Annotated in this window: 11 protein-coding genes; 10 read left to right on the forward strand and 1 reads right to left on the reverse strand. The window is 68.0% G+C overall.

What is annotated here, in order from left to right:
* Positions 1-31 precede the first annotated feature (31 nt).
* From K307_RS23365 to K307_RS23395, 7 genes are all read left to right on the forward strand, one after another.
* Positions 32-487: a MaoC family dehydratase gene (locus tag K307_RS23365; RefSeq protein WP_042883152.1), complete on the forward strand. Its 456-nt coding sequence runs from the start codon at positions 32-34 to the stop codon at positions 485-487.
* Between the two features lie 13 nt (positions 488-500).
* Positions 501-1706: an acetyl-CoA C-acyltransferase gene (locus K307_RS23370; RefSeq protein ID WP_042883154.1), complete on the forward strand. Its 1206-nt coding sequence runs from the start codon at positions 501-503 to the stop codon at positions 1704-1706.
* A gap of 244 nt (positions 1707-1950) precedes the next feature.
* A complete protein-coding gene (locus tag K307_RS23375) occupies positions 1951-2913 on the forward strand; it encodes a WD40/YVTN/BNR-like repeat-containing protein (RefSeq protein ID WP_042883156.1) in 963 nt (320 codons plus the stop codon).
* 30 nt (positions 2914-2943) lie between these two features.
* On the forward strand, positions 2944-5385 hold the full coding sequence (locus K307_RS23380) for an efflux RND transporter permease subunit (RefSeq protein ID WP_042883158.1): 2442 nt from the start codon (positions 2944-2946) through the stop codon (positions 5383-5385).
* Positions 5386-5413: 28 nt separating this feature from the next.
* Positions 5414-6655: an NADH:flavin oxidoreductase gene (locus tag K307_RS23385; RefSeq protein ID WP_042883160.1), complete on the forward strand. Its 1242-nt coding sequence runs from the start codon at positions 5414-5416 to the stop codon at positions 6653-6655.
* Between the two features lie 71 nt (positions 6656-6726).
* Positions 6727-7812, forward strand: coding sequence for a Rieske 2Fe-2S domain-containing protein (locus tag K307_RS23390; protein ID WP_042883162.1), 1086 nt, complete (start codon positions 6727-6729; stop codon positions 7810-7812).
* Between the two features lie 2 nt (positions 7813-7814).
* Complete coding sequence (locus tag K307_RS23395) at positions 7815-8606, forward strand: SDR family oxidoreductase (RefSeq protein ID WP_042883164.1); 792 nt, start codon at positions 7815-7817, stop codon at positions 8604-8606.
* A 202-nt stretch (positions 8607-8808) separates the two neighbouring features.
* On the opposite strand, the gene K307_RS23400 is transcribed toward K307_RS23395, so the two are convergent.
* Positions 8809-11199 (reverse strand): arylsulfatase, encoded by a 2391-nt coding sequence (locus tag K307_RS23400; protein ID WP_042883165.1) that lies wholly within the window; start codon positions 11197-11199, stop codon positions 8809-8811.
* A 212-nt stretch (positions 11200-11411) separates the two neighbouring features.
* Here K307_RS23400 and K307_RS23405 point away from each other — a divergent pair, with 212 nt between their 5' ends.
* The 3 genes from K307_RS23405 to K307_RS23415 all read left to right on the forward strand — a co-directional run bounded on the left by K307_RS23405 (position 11412) and on the right by K307_RS23415 (position 15769).
* A complete protein-coding gene (locus K307_RS23405; protein ID WP_042883167.1) occupies positions 11412-12605 on the forward strand; it encodes a helix-turn-helix transcriptional regulator in 1194 nt (397 codons plus the stop codon).
* 147 nt (positions 12606-12752) lie between these two features.
* Positions 12753-14255, forward strand: a complete 1503-nt coding sequence (locus K307_RS23410; RefSeq protein WP_042883169.1) for a DUF1254 domain-containing protein — start codon at positions 12753-12755, stop codon at positions 14253-14255.
* Between the two features lie 272 nt (positions 14256-14527).
* Positions 14528-15769 carry a DUF1254 domain-containing protein gene (locus K307_RS23415; RefSeq protein ID WP_042883170.1) on the forward strand — a complete coding sequence of 414 codons (1242 nt, stop codon included), beginning with the start codon at positions 14528-14530 and terminating at the stop codon, positions 15767-15769.
* Positions 15770-15823: the final 54 nt, after the last annotated feature.

Genomic DNA, 15823 nt, shown 5'->3' on the forward strand with positions numbered 1-15823 from the left:
GCCGACAAGTTGAAGAACACAGGAAACAGCAATGCCAAGAATCTTCCGTTCTGCCGAAGACATCCACGCCGCCGTAGGTCAACACCTCGGCGAAAGCCGCTGGACCCGCATCACCCAGGACCAGGTCAACCAGTTCGCCCATGCCACCTGCGACCACCAGTGGCTGCACGTGGATCCCGAGCGCGCTGCGCAGGGCCCCTACGGCGCCTGCATCGCCCATGGCTACCTGACGCTGGCACTGGTCAACCAGTTCCTGCCGGAGCTGGTCACCGTCGAAGGCATGAAGTGGGGCGTCAACTACGGCTGCGACAAGGTGCGCTTCCCGGCGCCGGTGCGCGTGGGCGCGCGCGTGCGCGGCGTGGGCGAACTGGTGCGGGCCGAGACGCTGCCGGGTGGCGTGCAGTCGGTGGTGCGCATGACGGTGGAGATCGAAGGCGAGGGCAAGCCCGCCTGCGTGGCCGAGACGATCAGCCGCTACTACTTCTGAAACAGGAACCGAGATGAATGAAGCAGTTATTGTCGCCGTCGCGCGCACACCCATCGGCAAGGCCTTCCGCGGCGCCTTCAACGATACCGAAGCCCCGGCACTGGGCGGCCACGTGGTGCGCGCGGTGGTCGAGCGCGCGGGCGTGGACCCGGCCGAAGTGGACGACGTGCTGATCGGCGCGGCCGCGCAGCAGGGCACCCAGGGCTACAACCTGGGCCGCCTGTGCGCGGTGGCAGCCGGTCTGCCGGACAGTGTGCCGGGCATGACCATGGACCGGATGTGCGGCTCGGGCCTGATGACGATCGCGGCGGGCGCGCGTGCGATCCAGTGCGGCGAGGCCGACATCATCGTGGCCGGCGGTGCGGAATCGATCTCGCTGACGCAGAACAAGCACAAGAACAGCTACCGCGCGCAGTCCGAAGCGGTGCTGGCGCGGCAGCCGGCCGCCTACATGGCGATGATCGAGACCGCCGAGGTGGTGGCGCGCCGCTACGGCATCAGCCGCGCCGAGCAGGATGCCTACGCCTGGCGCAGCCAGCAGCGCACCGCCGAAGCGCAGCGGCGCGGCGCCTTCGACGACGAGATCGTGCCGCTGGAAACGCGCCGCGCGCTGTTCGACAAGGCCGGCGCGATGACCGGCCACGAGACCGTACGGCTGGCGCAGGACGAATGCAACCGGCCGGATACCACGGCCGGCAGCCTGGCGGCGCTCAAGCCCGTCTGGAGCGGCGGGCAGGCGGTGGCCGACGGCGAGCACATCACGGCCGGCAATGCCTCGCAACTGTCGGACGGCGCCGCCGCGGTGCTGCTGATGAGCGCCGACGAGGCGCGCCGCCGTGGCCTGCGCCCGCTGGGCCGCTACCGCGGCATGGCTGTGGCGGGCTGCGCGCCGGACGAGATGGGCATCGGGCCCGTGTTCGCGGTGCCGAAGCTGCTCGCGCGCCATGGCATGACGGTGGCGGACGTGGGCCTGTGGGAGCTGAACGAGGCCTTTGCCTGCCAGGTGCTGTACTGCCAGCAGCAGCTCGGCATCCCGGATGCGCGGCTGAACGTCAACGGCGGCGCGATCTCGATCGGCCATCCGTTCGGCATGTCGGGTGCGCGCATGACTGCGCATGCGTTGATCGAAGGCCGCCGCCGTGGTGTGCAGCAGGCGGTGGTGACGATGTGCATTGGTGGCGGTATGGGTGCTGCTGCGCTGTTTGACGTACTGCCGTAAGACGAGCGGCTTTCGGCAACGAACTGTTTTCTCCCCTCTCCCGCTTGCGGGAGAGGGGCGGGGGAGAGGGCCGGCGCCTGGCAAGCATCGCGACGCCTCACTTCGTGGAGACTCCTGCCCTCTCCCCCGCCCCTCTCCCATAAATGGGAGAGGGGAGCAAACCGGCGGTTATCCGCAGACGCGTCGCCAAACGGCGGACGGCCCGCCACGAGGCCGCCTGCCATCACTCCATACGAGGAGACATATGAAACGACTGATCGGCATCGCCATGTCGCTGGCCGTGCTGGCCACCGCGGTATGGGCTTTCGCCCCGCGCCCGCTGCCGCCGTTCCCGGCCACTGCGCTGCGCCCTGATGGCCTGCAGGTCAATGGCATCGCCCGCGCCGGCGAGCGCCTGGTGGCGGTGGGCGAGCGCGGCAAGATCCTGTTCAGCGATGACCAGGGCCGCCACTGGCGCCCGGCCGCGGTGGACAAGCCGCAAGGCGCCACGCTGACACAGGTGGCCTTTGCCGACAGCCGCCTTGGCATCGCGGTGGGCCACAGCGGCCTGATCCTGCGCACCGAAGACGGCGGCGCGCACTGGCAGCAGGTTGCCTTCGACACGCAATCGTCCGACCCCTTGATGGGCGCCTGGGCGCAGGGCAGCGGGCCGTGGTTCGCCGTGGGCAGCTTCGGCCGTTTCCTGGTCTCGCGCGACCAGGGCAGGCACTGGGAAGAGGCCGGCGACAAGGCCATGCAAGACCGCCACCTGAACGGCATCGCCGGCGACGGGCAGGGACGCCTGATGCTGGTCGGCGAAGCCGGCCTGGTGCTGCGCTCGACCGATGGCGGCAGTCGCTGGGAGCCGGTCAAGACCCCTTATGAAGGCTCGCTGTATGGTGTGCTGCCGCTGCGCGACGGCGCCTGGCTGGCCTTTGGCATGCGCGGCAACGCGCTGCGTAGCGAGGACTTCGGCACTACCTGGCACGCCGCGGAAACTGGTCTCAGGACGTCATTCTTCGGCGGCGCCGATCTGCCCGATGGCCGCATCGTGCTGGCCGGGCAGGGCGGCACGCTGGTGATGTCCGCCGATGGCGGGCGCCATTTCGCGGCGTTGCCAGCCGGCAGCCCGCAGACGTTGGCCGCGCTCGTGCCCGCCGGCAAGGACACGCTGGCGTTGGGCGGCAGTGGCGGCCTTGCCGGCGCGACGCTCCCCGCCAACCGCTGAACCCCCGCCTGACCGAACGCGAGAACGATCATGAACCGCCCCCAATCCTCCGGCCGCCTGGGCCGCTTCGTCGATGCCTGCGCCAGCGTGCTGATGCGCCGGCGCCGCCTGCTGCTGTTGCTGTGCCTGGCCGTGACCGTGGCGCTGGGCTTCTCGGCCACGCGCCTGCGGCTCGATCCCGGCTTCAACAAGATGATCCCGCTGCAGCACCCGTACATGCAGGTGTTCACTAAATACGCGAGCACCTTCTCCGGTGCCAATACCGTGCTGTTGAGCATGCGCTGGAAGGGCGACGGCGACATCTATAACGCCGCCTTTATGGACAAGCTGCGCCACGCCACCGATGAAGTGTTCTTCATCCCCGGCGTGGACCGGTCGCGTGTGTTCTCGCTGTTCACCCCCAACGTGCGCTACACCGAGGTGACCGAGGCCGGCTTCCGCGGCGACGTGGTGGTGCCGGGGCGTTTCTCGGGCACGCCGGCCGAGCTCGACAAGGTGCGGCGCAATGTCGCGCGCTCGGGCCAGATCGGCCGGCTGGTCAGCAATGACCTGAAGTCCGCGCTGATCCGCGCGGAACTGCGCGAGACCGATCCGGCCACCGGCAAGGCCATCGACTACGGTTCGGTCGCGCGCCAGCTGGAAAAGATCCGCGCGCAGTTCAGCGGCCAGGACGTTGAAGTCAATATCGTCGGCTTCGCCAAGCTGGTGGGGGATGTCGAAGCGGGGATCGCCGGCGTGATGGGCTTCTTCGCGCTGGCCTTCGCCGTGACCGCACTGCTGCTGTGGCTGTACACGCGCTCGCTGCGCATTTCACTGCTGGCGCTGGTGGTGGCGCTGCTGCCGGTGGGCTGGCTGCTGGGCCTGCTGCCGCTGCTGGGCTATGGCATCGACCCGATGTCGATCCTGGTGCCGTTCCTTATCTTCTCGATCGGGGTCTCGCATGCGGTGCAGATGACCAATGCCTGGAAGCAGGAAGTGGTGCAGGGGCACAATGCACTGGACAGCGCCGGGGCAGCCTTCCGCAAGCTGTTCATCCCCGGCACGGTGGCGCTGCTGACCAATGCGCTGGGCTTCATGGTGATCATGCGCATCGAGATCGACATCGTGCGCGAGCTCGGCATCACGGCCTGCCTGGGCGTGCTGCTGATGATCGTGACCAACAAGGTGTTCCTGCCGATCCTGCTGTCGTACACGCGGCTGGAACCGTCGGCGCTGGCGCGCTCGCAGGCGCGGCGCGCGCAGGGCAATGTCGGGCTGTGGCAGAAGTTCGGCGCACTCGCGCGTCCGGCGCCGGCACTCGGGGTGTTTATCGCCGCGCTGGCGTTGCTGGCGGGCGGCGCCATTGAGTCGCGCGGCCTGAAGATCGGCGATGTCGGCAGCGGCGCGCCGGAGCTGCGCGCGGACTCGCGCTACAACCGCGACAGCGCCAGCATCGTGAGCCAGTACAACATCGGCTCGGATGCGCTGACCGTGGTGGTGGAGCCGACCGGCTTCGACGACGGTTGCCTGCACTACCCGGTGATGAGCGCGGTGGAACGCTTCGAGATGCATATGCGCGGCGTGTCCGGCGTACAGTCGGTGGTCAGCGTATCGTCGCTGGCCAAGGTGGTGATCGGCGCCAACAACGAGGGCAACCCGCGCTGGGAGGCACTGCCGCGCAGCAGCCAGGGGCTGAGCCAGGGCGCCAAGGCCTACGATCCCGACAACGGCATGAATACGTCCAACTGCCAGGCGATCCAGGTGCAGATCTACACCGCCAACCACGAGGGCGCTACCATCGCCCATATCATCCGCGAGATCCGCCGCTTTACCGCCGGCGACAAGACGCCCAACGTGGCCTTCCGCCTGGCCGGCGGCAATATCGGCGTGATGGCGGCCACCAACGAGGCCGTGGAGGAGGCCGAAGTGGCGATGCTGCTGGCGATCTTCGGCGCGATCACGCTGCTGTGCCTGCTGACGTTCCGCTCGTGGCGCGCGGTGCTGTGCATCATTGTGCCGCTGTCGCTGGTGTCGGTGCTGTGCAATGCGCTGATGGCGCGCCTCGGCATCGGGCTGAAGGTGTCGACGCTGCCGGTCATCACGCTGGGCGTGGGCGTCGGCGTCGACTACGGCATCTACCTGTACGAGCGCATCCAGCACCAGATCCGCGAGGAAGGGCAGGCGTTGCCGCAGGCCTTTGCCGAGGCAATGCGCCAGCGCGGCTCGGCAGCGCTGTTCACGGCGCTGACGATGTGCATCGGCGTGGGCACCTGGGCCTTTGCCGCGCTCAAGTTCCAGGCCGACATGGGGATCCTGCTGGCCTTCATGTTCCTGGTGAACCTGTTCGGCGCGGTGTCGCTGCTGCCGGCGCTGGCCGCGTGGCTGGGGGTGGAGGACGAGGAGCGTGCGCGCGTTGCCGCCGGAACCAGCGGGGCCGCAACCAGCGGCGAGACGGCGCCGTCGGCACACGCACTGAAATCGGACGCGGTCTGAGCCAAGCAGGTGAATCCGGAGAAACAACATGCACGATAGCCAGTCATCCGCCGCAGCGGCATTCATGCCATTGCGCATCGGCCCGCTCACGCTGTGTAACCGCATTGTCAAGGCGGGCGCGAACGAGGGCATGACGCCACATGGACTGCCGACCCAGGCGCTGGTCAGGCATCACCGGGATCTCGCCGCGGGCGGCGTGGGCATGACCACGGTGGCGTATGCCGCCGTGGCCGAAGACGGACTGACCTTTTCGCACCAGCTCAGCATGCGCCCGGAGCAGGTGCCGCACCTGCGCGTGCTGACCGACGCCGTGCACCGCGAAGGCGCGGCGGCCTGCCTGCAGATCACCCATGCGGGGTCGTTCACCACCATGCGCCACGGCGGCAGCCGCGCGCCGGGCAGTGCATCGTCCGGGCTCAATGCCTTCGGCATGATGCACGGCGTGTATTTCCAGCGCGCCATGCGCGAGGCGGACATGGCGCGCGTTGCCGGCCAGTTTGTTGCGGCGGCGCGGCTGGCGCGCGAAGCCGGATTCGACGCGGTCGAGATCCACATGGGGCACGGCTACCTGCTCAACCAGTTCCTGTCGCCGTTGAGCAACCGGCGGCGCGACGCGTTCGGCGGCAGCGTGGAGAACCGGACACGCTTTCCGGCCGCGGTGTTGCGGCAGGTGAAGGATGCGGTCGGCGCCGACATGGCGGTGTGCTGCAAGCTGAGCGTCAGCGATGGCGTGCCGGGCGGCAACCAGCCGCCGGATTCCGCCGTGACCGCGCGCATCCTGGAGGCGGAAGGCGCCGACCTGCTGACGCTCAGCGGTGGGCGCAACGTGGAAAGCCCGTGGGCGCTGTTCGGCAGCCCGATGCCGACGGCGCAGATGAAGGCCGCCGCGCCGACTGCGCTGGCGCGCTTCGGCATCACCATGCTGGAGAAGCGCACGCCGCGCGACCTGGCCTTCCGCGAGCTGTATTTCCTCGAGGCGTCGCGCGTGGTGCGGCAGGCGGTGCGCATGCCGCTGGCGTACGTCGGCGGCGTCAAGTCGCTCGACAACGTGGCGCAGTTGATGGAAGAGGGCTTTGACTGCGTCGCGCTGGCGCGCGCGCTGATCCATGATCCCGCACTGGTCGCCAACTGGCGCAGCGGCGCGGTGATGCGCTCGGCCTGCGACAGCTGCAATGGCTGCGTGGCCAGGATCTACGACCCGGCCGGCGTCAGCTGCGTGCATGGCCCCGGCAATGACCCGGCGCTCACCCGCATGGTTGCCTTGCAGTAGTCCGATGGGACGATGAGGCGCCGGCCGGACGCTCTTATCTTGAAGTTCCCACGGGATTTCAAGGAGACACCATGAGCCAAACCGGCATCAGCGGCTACAAGATCGAATCACGCCCGCCCGAGGCCCGCTACGCGCGCGGCTGGCACTGCCTCGGCCTGGCCGATGCCTACCGCGACGGCAAGCCGCACACACTGGACATCTTCGGCCGGCGCCTGGCGGCGTTTGCCGACTCGACCGGCGCCATTCGGGTGATCGACGGCTACTGCCCGCACATGGGGGCGGACCTCAGCACCGGCACCGTGCAGGGCGACAACCTGGTATGCCCGTTCCACGGCTGGCAGTGGGGCGGCGACGGCGGCTGCAAGTCCATCCCCTACTGCAAACGGGTGCCGCCCAAGGCGCGTGTCGGCGCCTGGGAGACCTGCGAGCAGAACCGGCTGCTGTTCATCTGGCACGACTCCGAGGGCCGCCCGGCGCCGCCGGAGGTGGCGATCCCGCGCATCGACGCCTGCTCCTCGCCGGAGTGGTCGGAGTGGGCCATGGACGAGATGGTGATCCGCACCAACTGCCGCGAACTGGTCGACAACATCTCGGACATGGCGCATTTCGGCGTGGTCCATGGCGCGCCGGTGGACTACTTTGCCAATCTGTTCGAAGACCACAAGGCCACGCAGCTGATGATCGGGCGCAGTGCGCGGCTGTCAGGCGATGCGCGCCTGACAGCGTTGTCCACGTACTTCGGGCCGGCGTACCACATCACGGACATGACCGGCCAGATGGGCGGCCAGCAGATCCACTCGATCCTGCTCAACTGCCATGTGCCGATCGACCTGAACAGCTTCGTGCTGCGCTACGGCGTGCTGGTGAGGAAGATCCCGGGGCTGTCCGAGGAGCAGAACCGCGCCATGGCGCAAGCCTACGTGGAGCAGGCGCGCCAGGCCTTCTATGAGGACGTGGTGATCTGGGACAGCAAGATCCGCATCGACAACCCGCTGCTGTGCGAAGGCGACGGGCCGATCTACCAGATGCGCGACTGGTACCAGCAGTTCTACACCGACGTGGAGCAGGTGCGTCCGACCAGCGTGGCGCGGCGCGTGTTCGAGCTGAACCCAGGCAATATCGAACCGCCGGCGCTGCGGCATGTATTCGAGGGCTGACCATGAAAACCGTAGTCATTACCGGCGCCGCCTCCGGCATGGGCGCAGCCGTGCGCCAGCGCATGCTCGCCGACGGCTGCCGGGTCATCGGCATCGACCTGCGCGACGCGGACATCCTTGCCGACCTGTCCACTCCGCAGGGCCGCGCTGCTGCCATTGACGCCGTACTGTCGCGCTCGGGCGGCCGCATCGACCAGCTGGTCTGCTGCGCCGGCCTGGGCCCGCATGTCGATCCCGCCACGCTGGTGGCGTCGGTCAACTACTTCGGCGCGGTGGCGCTGCTGGACGGCTTGTTCGAGGCGCTGCGCCAGGGCTCGGATCCGTGCGCCGTGGTGGTGTCGTCCAACTCGGCCACGCTCCAGTCCTGGGAGGGCAGCCCGCTGCGGGATGCCTACCTCGCCGGCGATGAGGCCGCCGTGCGTGCGATGGTCGAGGCCGCCGCGGCGGCGCAAGCTACCCGGGACCAGGCTGGCTATATCGCCTATGCCAGCTCCAAGCATGCGGTGACGGCGGCCGCGCGGCAACGTGCCGCGGCTTGGGGCCAGGCCAGTGTGCGCCTTAACGTGGTGGCGCCGGGCGCGGTGGAGACGCCGCTGCTGCGGGCGGGCCTGGAGGATCCGCGCTATGGCGATGCTATCCGGGACTTCCTGCCGCCTCTGGGGCGCCGTGCCCAGCCTGAGGAGGTGGCTGCGCTGATTGCCTTCTTGTGCGGGCCGCAGGCGGCTTATATGCACGGCAATGTGGTGTTTATCGACGGCGGCCTGGATGCCGTGCAGCGGCCGCTGACGTTCTGAAGCGGCGGCAGCGTTTGCCAATGCCGCCGGTTTGCTCCCCTCTCCCGCTTGCGGGAGAGGGGCCGGGGGAGAGGGCAGGCGTTTGGCAAGCACGTTAAGGCTTCACTTCGTGGACGCTCCTGCCCTCACCCCCACCCCTCTCCCGCGGGCGCGAGAGGGGTGCGTGCGAGGGGTCTCGGCTAACGCGAACGGCCTCCGTGCCTTACCGCACATCAAACGCGATATTGTCGATCGCGCCAGTAAAGCCATAGTCCCGCGGATATTCGCCCACAGGCGACTGGCTGTCAGTGCCAACATCGAACGGCTCGCTGATCGAGAACAGCGCCGGCACCGTGCGTTCGATGCGGGCCTGGCCGGCGGTCCGGCCGTTGACCAGCAGCGTTGCCATGCCACCTTTGCCACGGCCGTTGCCGTCGTAGGCAAAGTCCAGGCGTACCTCCGATTCCCCGGCCGGCAGGCGTGCTTCGCTGGTGAGCGTCGTACGCTTGCCTGCGAACACATAGGTGTAGACGGGCTGCCCGTGCTCGTTCACATACAGCGACCAGCCGGAACCTGAGCCGCCTTGTGCGGCGAGTACCCCCTGGGCGCCGCGCTCCGGCGCACGGACTTTGGCGGCGATCACGTACGAGCGGTTCTTCAGGTTCGGCGCGCTGGCTTCATTGATGCCGACGGCGCCCGCGTAATAGACAAAGCGGCTGCGGCCCGCGGTCAGGCTGGGGCGCTGTTGCGCCTGTGCGGCATCGTTGGTCAGCGACAAACGCTCAAGGAAGCGGTCGTCGAGCGGCAGGACCTTGTTCGCACCCGCTTCACGCCAAAACAACTGCTGCAGCTCCCGCAGCTTGCCGGGGTGCTGCGCGGCAACGTCGCGGGCCTGCGAGAAGTCCTTGTCGAGGTGATAGAGCTCCCACTGCTCGGTGCCGAGCGCGCTGGCGCTGCGGGCCATGAGGTTCCATGGCATGTGCGCCGGCCGGGTCGATGCCATCCAGCCGTCGTGGTAGATCGCGCGATTGCCGACCATTTCGAAATACTGCGTGCGGCGGCGCCCCGGTGCGTCGGGAGCGTTGAAGGTGTAGAGCAGGCTCTGTCCGTCCACGGCTTGCTGGGCGATACCGTTGACCTGCGTCGGCACGGCAATCCGCGCCGCCTCCAGGATGGTCGGCATCAGGTCGCTGACGTAGCTGAACTGCGAGCGTAGCCCGCCCGGCGCGCGGATCCGCGCCGGCCAGCTGACGACCATGGGGTTGCGCGTGCCGCCGAGGTGGGAGGCGACCTGCTTCATCCACTGGAACGGGGTATCCATCGCCCACGCCCACGGCGAGGCGTAGTGCGGCAGCGACGCCGGCCCGCCGATCTGGTCCAGGCGGCCGGCATTCGTTGCGCTGTCTTCGGCAACGCCGTTGAAGCTGTCGATCTCGTGGAAGTGGCCATACAGGCCCCCTTCGGCGCTGGCGCCGTTGTCGCCGACGATGTAGAGGAACAGTGTGTTGTCGAACTGGCCCATGCGCTCCAGGGAAGCGGCCAGCCGTCCGACCTGGGCATCGGTATGAGCCAGGAAGCCGGCATACGTTTCCATCAATCGGGCCGCGACCTTCTTTTTGTCGGCGGAAAGGCTGTCCCAGGCGGGCAGTTCATTCGGCCTCGGCGTTAGCACGGCATCGGCAGGCACCACCCCTTGCGCTTTCTGCCGCGCAAAAATCTGCTCGCGCATCTTGTCCCAGCCCTGGTCGAACCGGCCCTGGAAGCGATCGATCCATGGCCTGGGCACCTGCAGCGGCGCATGCGTGCCGCCGGGCGCGAAATACACGAAGAAGGGCTTGTCCGGCGCGACCGACTTCTGCTGCTGCATCCAGGCGATGGCGTGATCGGCCAGGTCATCGGTCAGGTGGTAGCCCGGCTTGTCGGGCCGGCGCGCCGGTGCGGTGTTGTCGACCAGCGCCGGCTCGTACTGGTCGGTCTCGCCGCCGAGGAAGCCGTAGAAGCGCTCGAAGCCCTGGCCGGTGGGCCAGTGGTCGAACGGGCCGTTGAAGGACGATTCCCACACCGCGGTGTTGTGCCACTTGCCCCAGGCCGAGGTGGCGTAGCCGTGCTGGCGCAGGATTTCGGCGACGCTGGCGGCGCTTTTCGGGATGATGCCGACGTAGCCGTCGTACGGCGTGCTCAGTTCGCTAACCACGCCCCAGCCGACCGCGTGTGGATTGCGCCCCGTCAGCAGCGCGGCGCGCGTGGGCGAGCACATGGCCGTCGTGTGGAAGCGGTTGTAGCGCAGGCCGCGGCTGGCGAGGGCGTCCAGCGTCGGCGTCGGGATCAGGCCGCCGAAGGTGCCGGCGGCACCGAAGCCGACATCGTCGAGCAGCACCACCACCACGTTCGGTGCGCCGGCCGGGGCCTTGTGCCACTGGCGCGTGGGTGGGGTGGAATCCTTGAAAGTCTGGGCGATGACGCCCGGGGTCGTTTTGATCTCAGGAAGCGGCAGGGCCAGGCCGCTGGTGTCGGGCATACCGCTGCCGTGTGCGGATACGGTCACGGTGGAGTGAAGCAGGGCAAGGCAGGCAAGGGCGCCTGCCTTCAGCCGGGAAGGGGCTGCAGGACGCATTGAGGTGATCTCCAGGCAAGTTTTCTGCCGGAGACGATAGGCGGAGCCGGCGCCTGTGCACCACCTCGGAATGGAGTAGAAGCCCCCTGCCCACACGGACGATGCGCCGGCGCGCCGGCATGCCTTCGGGTGAACGCCAATAGCGCCAACCCCGGATGCCGTGGAACAATCCGGCCGGCAAATTTTCACCTGGACACGAGAGGAATACGTTGATGGCGACAACCGGGCATTTGGTCGAGCCTTCAATCTATGCATTGGCGGGCTTCACGGTCCCGCAGTATGGCGAGCTGCTCGACGCCATCTATCGCGGGCCGCTGGAGGAAGCGCCGTGGTCCAGCGCGCTCGAGTCCGTGCGTGTCCTGCTCAACGCCTGTGCCGCGACCCTGATCCTGCGGCCGCCCACGTTGGATCGTCCCGCCTCGATGTTCAACATGCCGCCGCGCGACACCTACGCGCGCCAGGGCGTCACGTACAACAGCTACTACCATTCGCTGGACCCGTTTGTCGACATCCCGCCAGGCACCGTGACCACGGTGGACAAGTTCGTCGGCACCGAGGCCTGGTGCCGCAGCGCCATCTACCAGGAACTGCTCAAGGGCCTGGATATTCGCTATATCCTCGGCGCGGATATCCAGACGGCCGACGGCGTGGTGTGCCGTTTTCGCCTGTGCCGGGGCCATGACGCCGGAGACTTCTCGGAGAAGGACGAAGCCATCTGCCTGGCGCTGCTGCCGCATATCAAGCGCGCCGTCGACCTGTATTCCCGCATCGACGTGGCCGAGTCCGAACGTGGCCTCTATGAACACGCGGTGGACCGCATGCTGATCGGCATGGTGGTGCTGGACGACCAGGGCCTGGTGCTCAAGGCCAATGCGGCCGCCCGTACGGTGCTGGGCGAGAATGACGGCATCCGCCTGCGCGGCGGCAAGTTCGAGTTCGCGGACACACGAGATCGCAGCCGCTTCCGTGAGCTGGTGCAGCGCTCGATCAATTCGATCTCGTTCGCGCAGGATGACGGTGCCTCCGCGCCCATGGTGGAAGCGATGTCAGTGGCCAGGCCTTCGCACACGGGCCGGCTGGAGGTGCTGATCCGCGCCATCCCCATGCGGGAATGGTCGGAAGAGAACAAATGGTGCCCCGCTTGCGTGGTGGTCATCCGCGACCCCGCCTGCAGCGCGCAGACCTCGGTCGAGGTGTTGCGCCAACTGTTCGACTTCACGCCGACGGAAGCATCGCTGGCGCTGCTGATGGCCAACGGCGCTTCGCTGGAGGACGCGGCGCAATCGCTCAAGGTCAAGACCAATACGGTGCGCGCCCATCTGCGCTCGATCTTCCAGAAGGCGGGCGTCACGCGGCAGGCCGAGCTGGTGCGCACGCTGCTCAACAGTGTCGTGTCGCTCAGCTGAGCAGAGCACGCGCCCCATCGCGGCGCCACCCATATTTGGAGTAGATGGCGGTTACCCAGCCGGACGATGCCGGCATCCGGCGTTGCCGGGACACTGGCGTGCATAGCGGCGGAGCGTGCCGCTTTCTTCACCACAAGGAGCACGCCAATGCATGCCAACTGGCTGCGGCCCGCCCGCGCCGCCGTCCTTGCCCTGGCCTGCCTGCAGGTCCACGCCCAGCCGGCGCCGGCGCCGCTGCCCCCCGCCGGGGTCGATGCTCGGCTGACGCCGGCGCAGATCGAGACGCTGACCCGGCGGGCGTACTTCTGGGGCCTGCAGCAGACAGGGTTCTATGAGCTGCGCTACGTCTTCACGCAGGCGCAGGAGATGCCGGCTTACCGCGGCATCAACCGCCTGGCGCAGAACCGGGAGCTCTTCACCGCGAAAGAGCGCTTCGCGACCACGCCGAACGCCTCCACGCTGTATTCCGGCGGTTTCTTCGACCTGTCGCGCCAGCCGGTGGCGGTTACCTCGCCCAAGGTCGAAGATGGCCGCTACTGGAGCATCCAGGCGCTGGACCAGTACGCCGACTGGTTCTTCATGGTGGGCAGCCAGTTCACCGGCAACGCGCCGCAGCGCTACCTGATCGTCGGGCCGAACTGGAAAGGCGCCTTGCCCAAAGGCTTTCGCGGCACGGAAGTCGTGCGCGCGCCTTCTGACGCGTTTGCCATCACGCTGCGCGTGGCGGTGACCACGCGCGACGCCGCCGACTTCGGGGCCGCACATCGCCTGATGGACGGCGTCAGCGTCGAGCCCCTGGACCGCTGGCAACGCAACGGCGGCAAGCCGGTGGCGCTGGCCGAGGTGCCGAAGCAGTCCGCCAGCTACCGCACCTTTGCGCGCATGGCGCAGATTCCCGACGTGGCCAACGCGATGACGGCCACCGACTACCTGCAGCTCGCCAGCCTGGTGATCAACGACGAAACCCTGACCCAGCGCAAGGACTCGGTGACCGAGCGCGACACCTTGCTCGCGCTGGCGCCGCTGGGCTTGCGCAAGGGCGTGAAATTCGATCCGGAACGGCTCACGCCCGCACAGCGCAGCGCCGTGCAGAAGGGCTTCGACGCCGCGCGCGCCGAGGCACGCGCGGCATTCAGCGCCGCGCAGATCGACATGAACGGCTGGAGGCTGCAGAGCAGCCTCTTCTATAGCAGCAACGACTACAAGGTCAGGGCCGGCGCCGCGGACATTGCCTGGGGCAGCCCCGTGCCGTTCCAGTCGCACACGATTGCCTATGCCATGACGGACGCGCAGGGCAAGCCGCTGGACAGTGCCCATCGCTACACGATGACGCTGGACATGAAGAACCTGCCGCCCGTCACCGAGTTCTGGGAGCTGCCGGTCTACGACGACAGCGGCTACTTTGTCGACAACCCGATCGACCGCTACAGCGTGACGAGCTACCAGGTCGCGGCGGGCCAGTTCGCGGTGAAGGACGGCAAGCTCACCCTGTATTTCCAGCACGACAAGCCGTCCGACCCGGAGCAGGCGCGAAACTGGCTGCCGGTGCCTGCACAAGGCCCGTTCCGGCTGGCGGCACGCTTCTATGGCCCGACCGCGCCGCTGGTCGACGGGACCTACGCCATGCCGCAGTTGGTGCGGCAGCAATGAGGAGCCGGCAATGAGGTGGGAAGCATCAGCGCGGTTGGCAGCAGCCTTTCTAGCCGGTGCGGCTGGCTTTGCCACTGCTGCCGGCGACACGGCGGACACGGCATTGGCCTTTGCGGCTTCGCACTATCCGGATGGCGATATGGCGAAACGTCTCTATGACGAGCTCGACTACCAGCGCGCCGTGCAGGCTTATATCTGGGCTCAGCCGCTGGTCGGGCTCGGTGCCATGGCCGAGGGCGCACGCCGCATCGGCATCCGGCCGATGGAGCCGTTTGTGTTCGACCAGCTCGAGCAGGTCAACCAGCGGGCTGCAGACGGGCAACGACGATGTCGTCTATTCGTTCAGCTATTTCAACCTGCGGGACAGCGGCCCGCTGGTGGTCGAAATTCCGGCCGGGAACCAGTACGGCGTGATCCTGGATGCGTGGCAGCGCCCGCTGGAGGACGTGGGGCGGGTCGGGCCGGATGCCGGCAACGGCGGCAGGTACCTGCTGGTGCCGCCCGGCTACCGTGGCGAACTCCCGGATAGCGGATATACCGTGCGCCGTTCGGCGACCAATAATGGCATGGTGTTCCTGCGCGCCGTGCGCAAGCCGGGTGAGCCGGTCGAAGGCACCGTGGCGCGGCTCGCGCGGGCCAACCTGTACCCGTACGCGGCGCACGCGGCGCCACCCGCGCTGCGCATGCGGCGCATGGGGATGGACGACTACGATGGCCTCACGCCCCATGGCCTGGATTTCTTCAGGCTGCTGGCGCAGCGCGTGGGCGAAGAGCCTGGCGAAGAGCGCGACCGCGTGATGCTCGGCATGCTGGCCACGCTGGGCATCGAACCGGGCGAGCCGTTTGCGCCGGATGCGCGCCTGTCCGCCATCCTCGAGCGCGCCGCGCGCACCGGGCGCCTGATGGTCGCGAACCTTGAGTTCAATCCGCGTAAAACGCGCGCCCAGATGTTCAAGGGCACGCAGTGGCGCGCGGCGACGGGCATGTCGCACTACACGCAGGAACTCGGCACGCGCACGGAGATCGACGAACGCGCGGCGCTGTTCCGTTTCGGCTTCGGCATGCACAAGTTCCTCGCGCCCGGCTACAAGCCGCTGGTGGGGAAGGGGGCAATCTACGCGACCACGTATCGCGACGGCGGCGGGCGCTTCCTGGAGGGTTCGGGAACCTATCGCCTGCACGTGCCGGCCAATGTGCCCGTCCAGGAATACTGGTCGGTGTCGGCCTATGACGCCGACACCTTCAGCTTCGTGCAGGCCGACCAGCGCCGTCCGTCGCTGTCTTCGCTCAAGGACCTGAAGCAGAACGCCGACGGTTCTGTCGATGTGTACTTCGGGCCGCGCGTCGTCAGGGGAACAATGCAGGCCGGCAAAGACAAGCCGCCGCGCCGGCCAACGCATACCTCAGGACGCCTATGCAGCTCTCCCGCGGCAGGGTTGTATCCCGCGGATGCGCTGCCTGGCTATGCCTTCAGCGGGGGGCGCATCGACAACATCTCGATCGACCTGCGCTAGCAGCGATGGCCGCCCTCGTCCGGTGAACGGGCGAGGGCGGCGTGACTACCGTGC

This window comes from Cupriavidus necator A5-1, from assembly GCF_000744095.1.
GTDB classification, from domain to species: domain Bacteria; phylum Pseudomonadota; class Gammaproteobacteria; order Burkholderiales; family Burkholderiaceae; genus Cupriavidus; species Cupriavidus necator_A.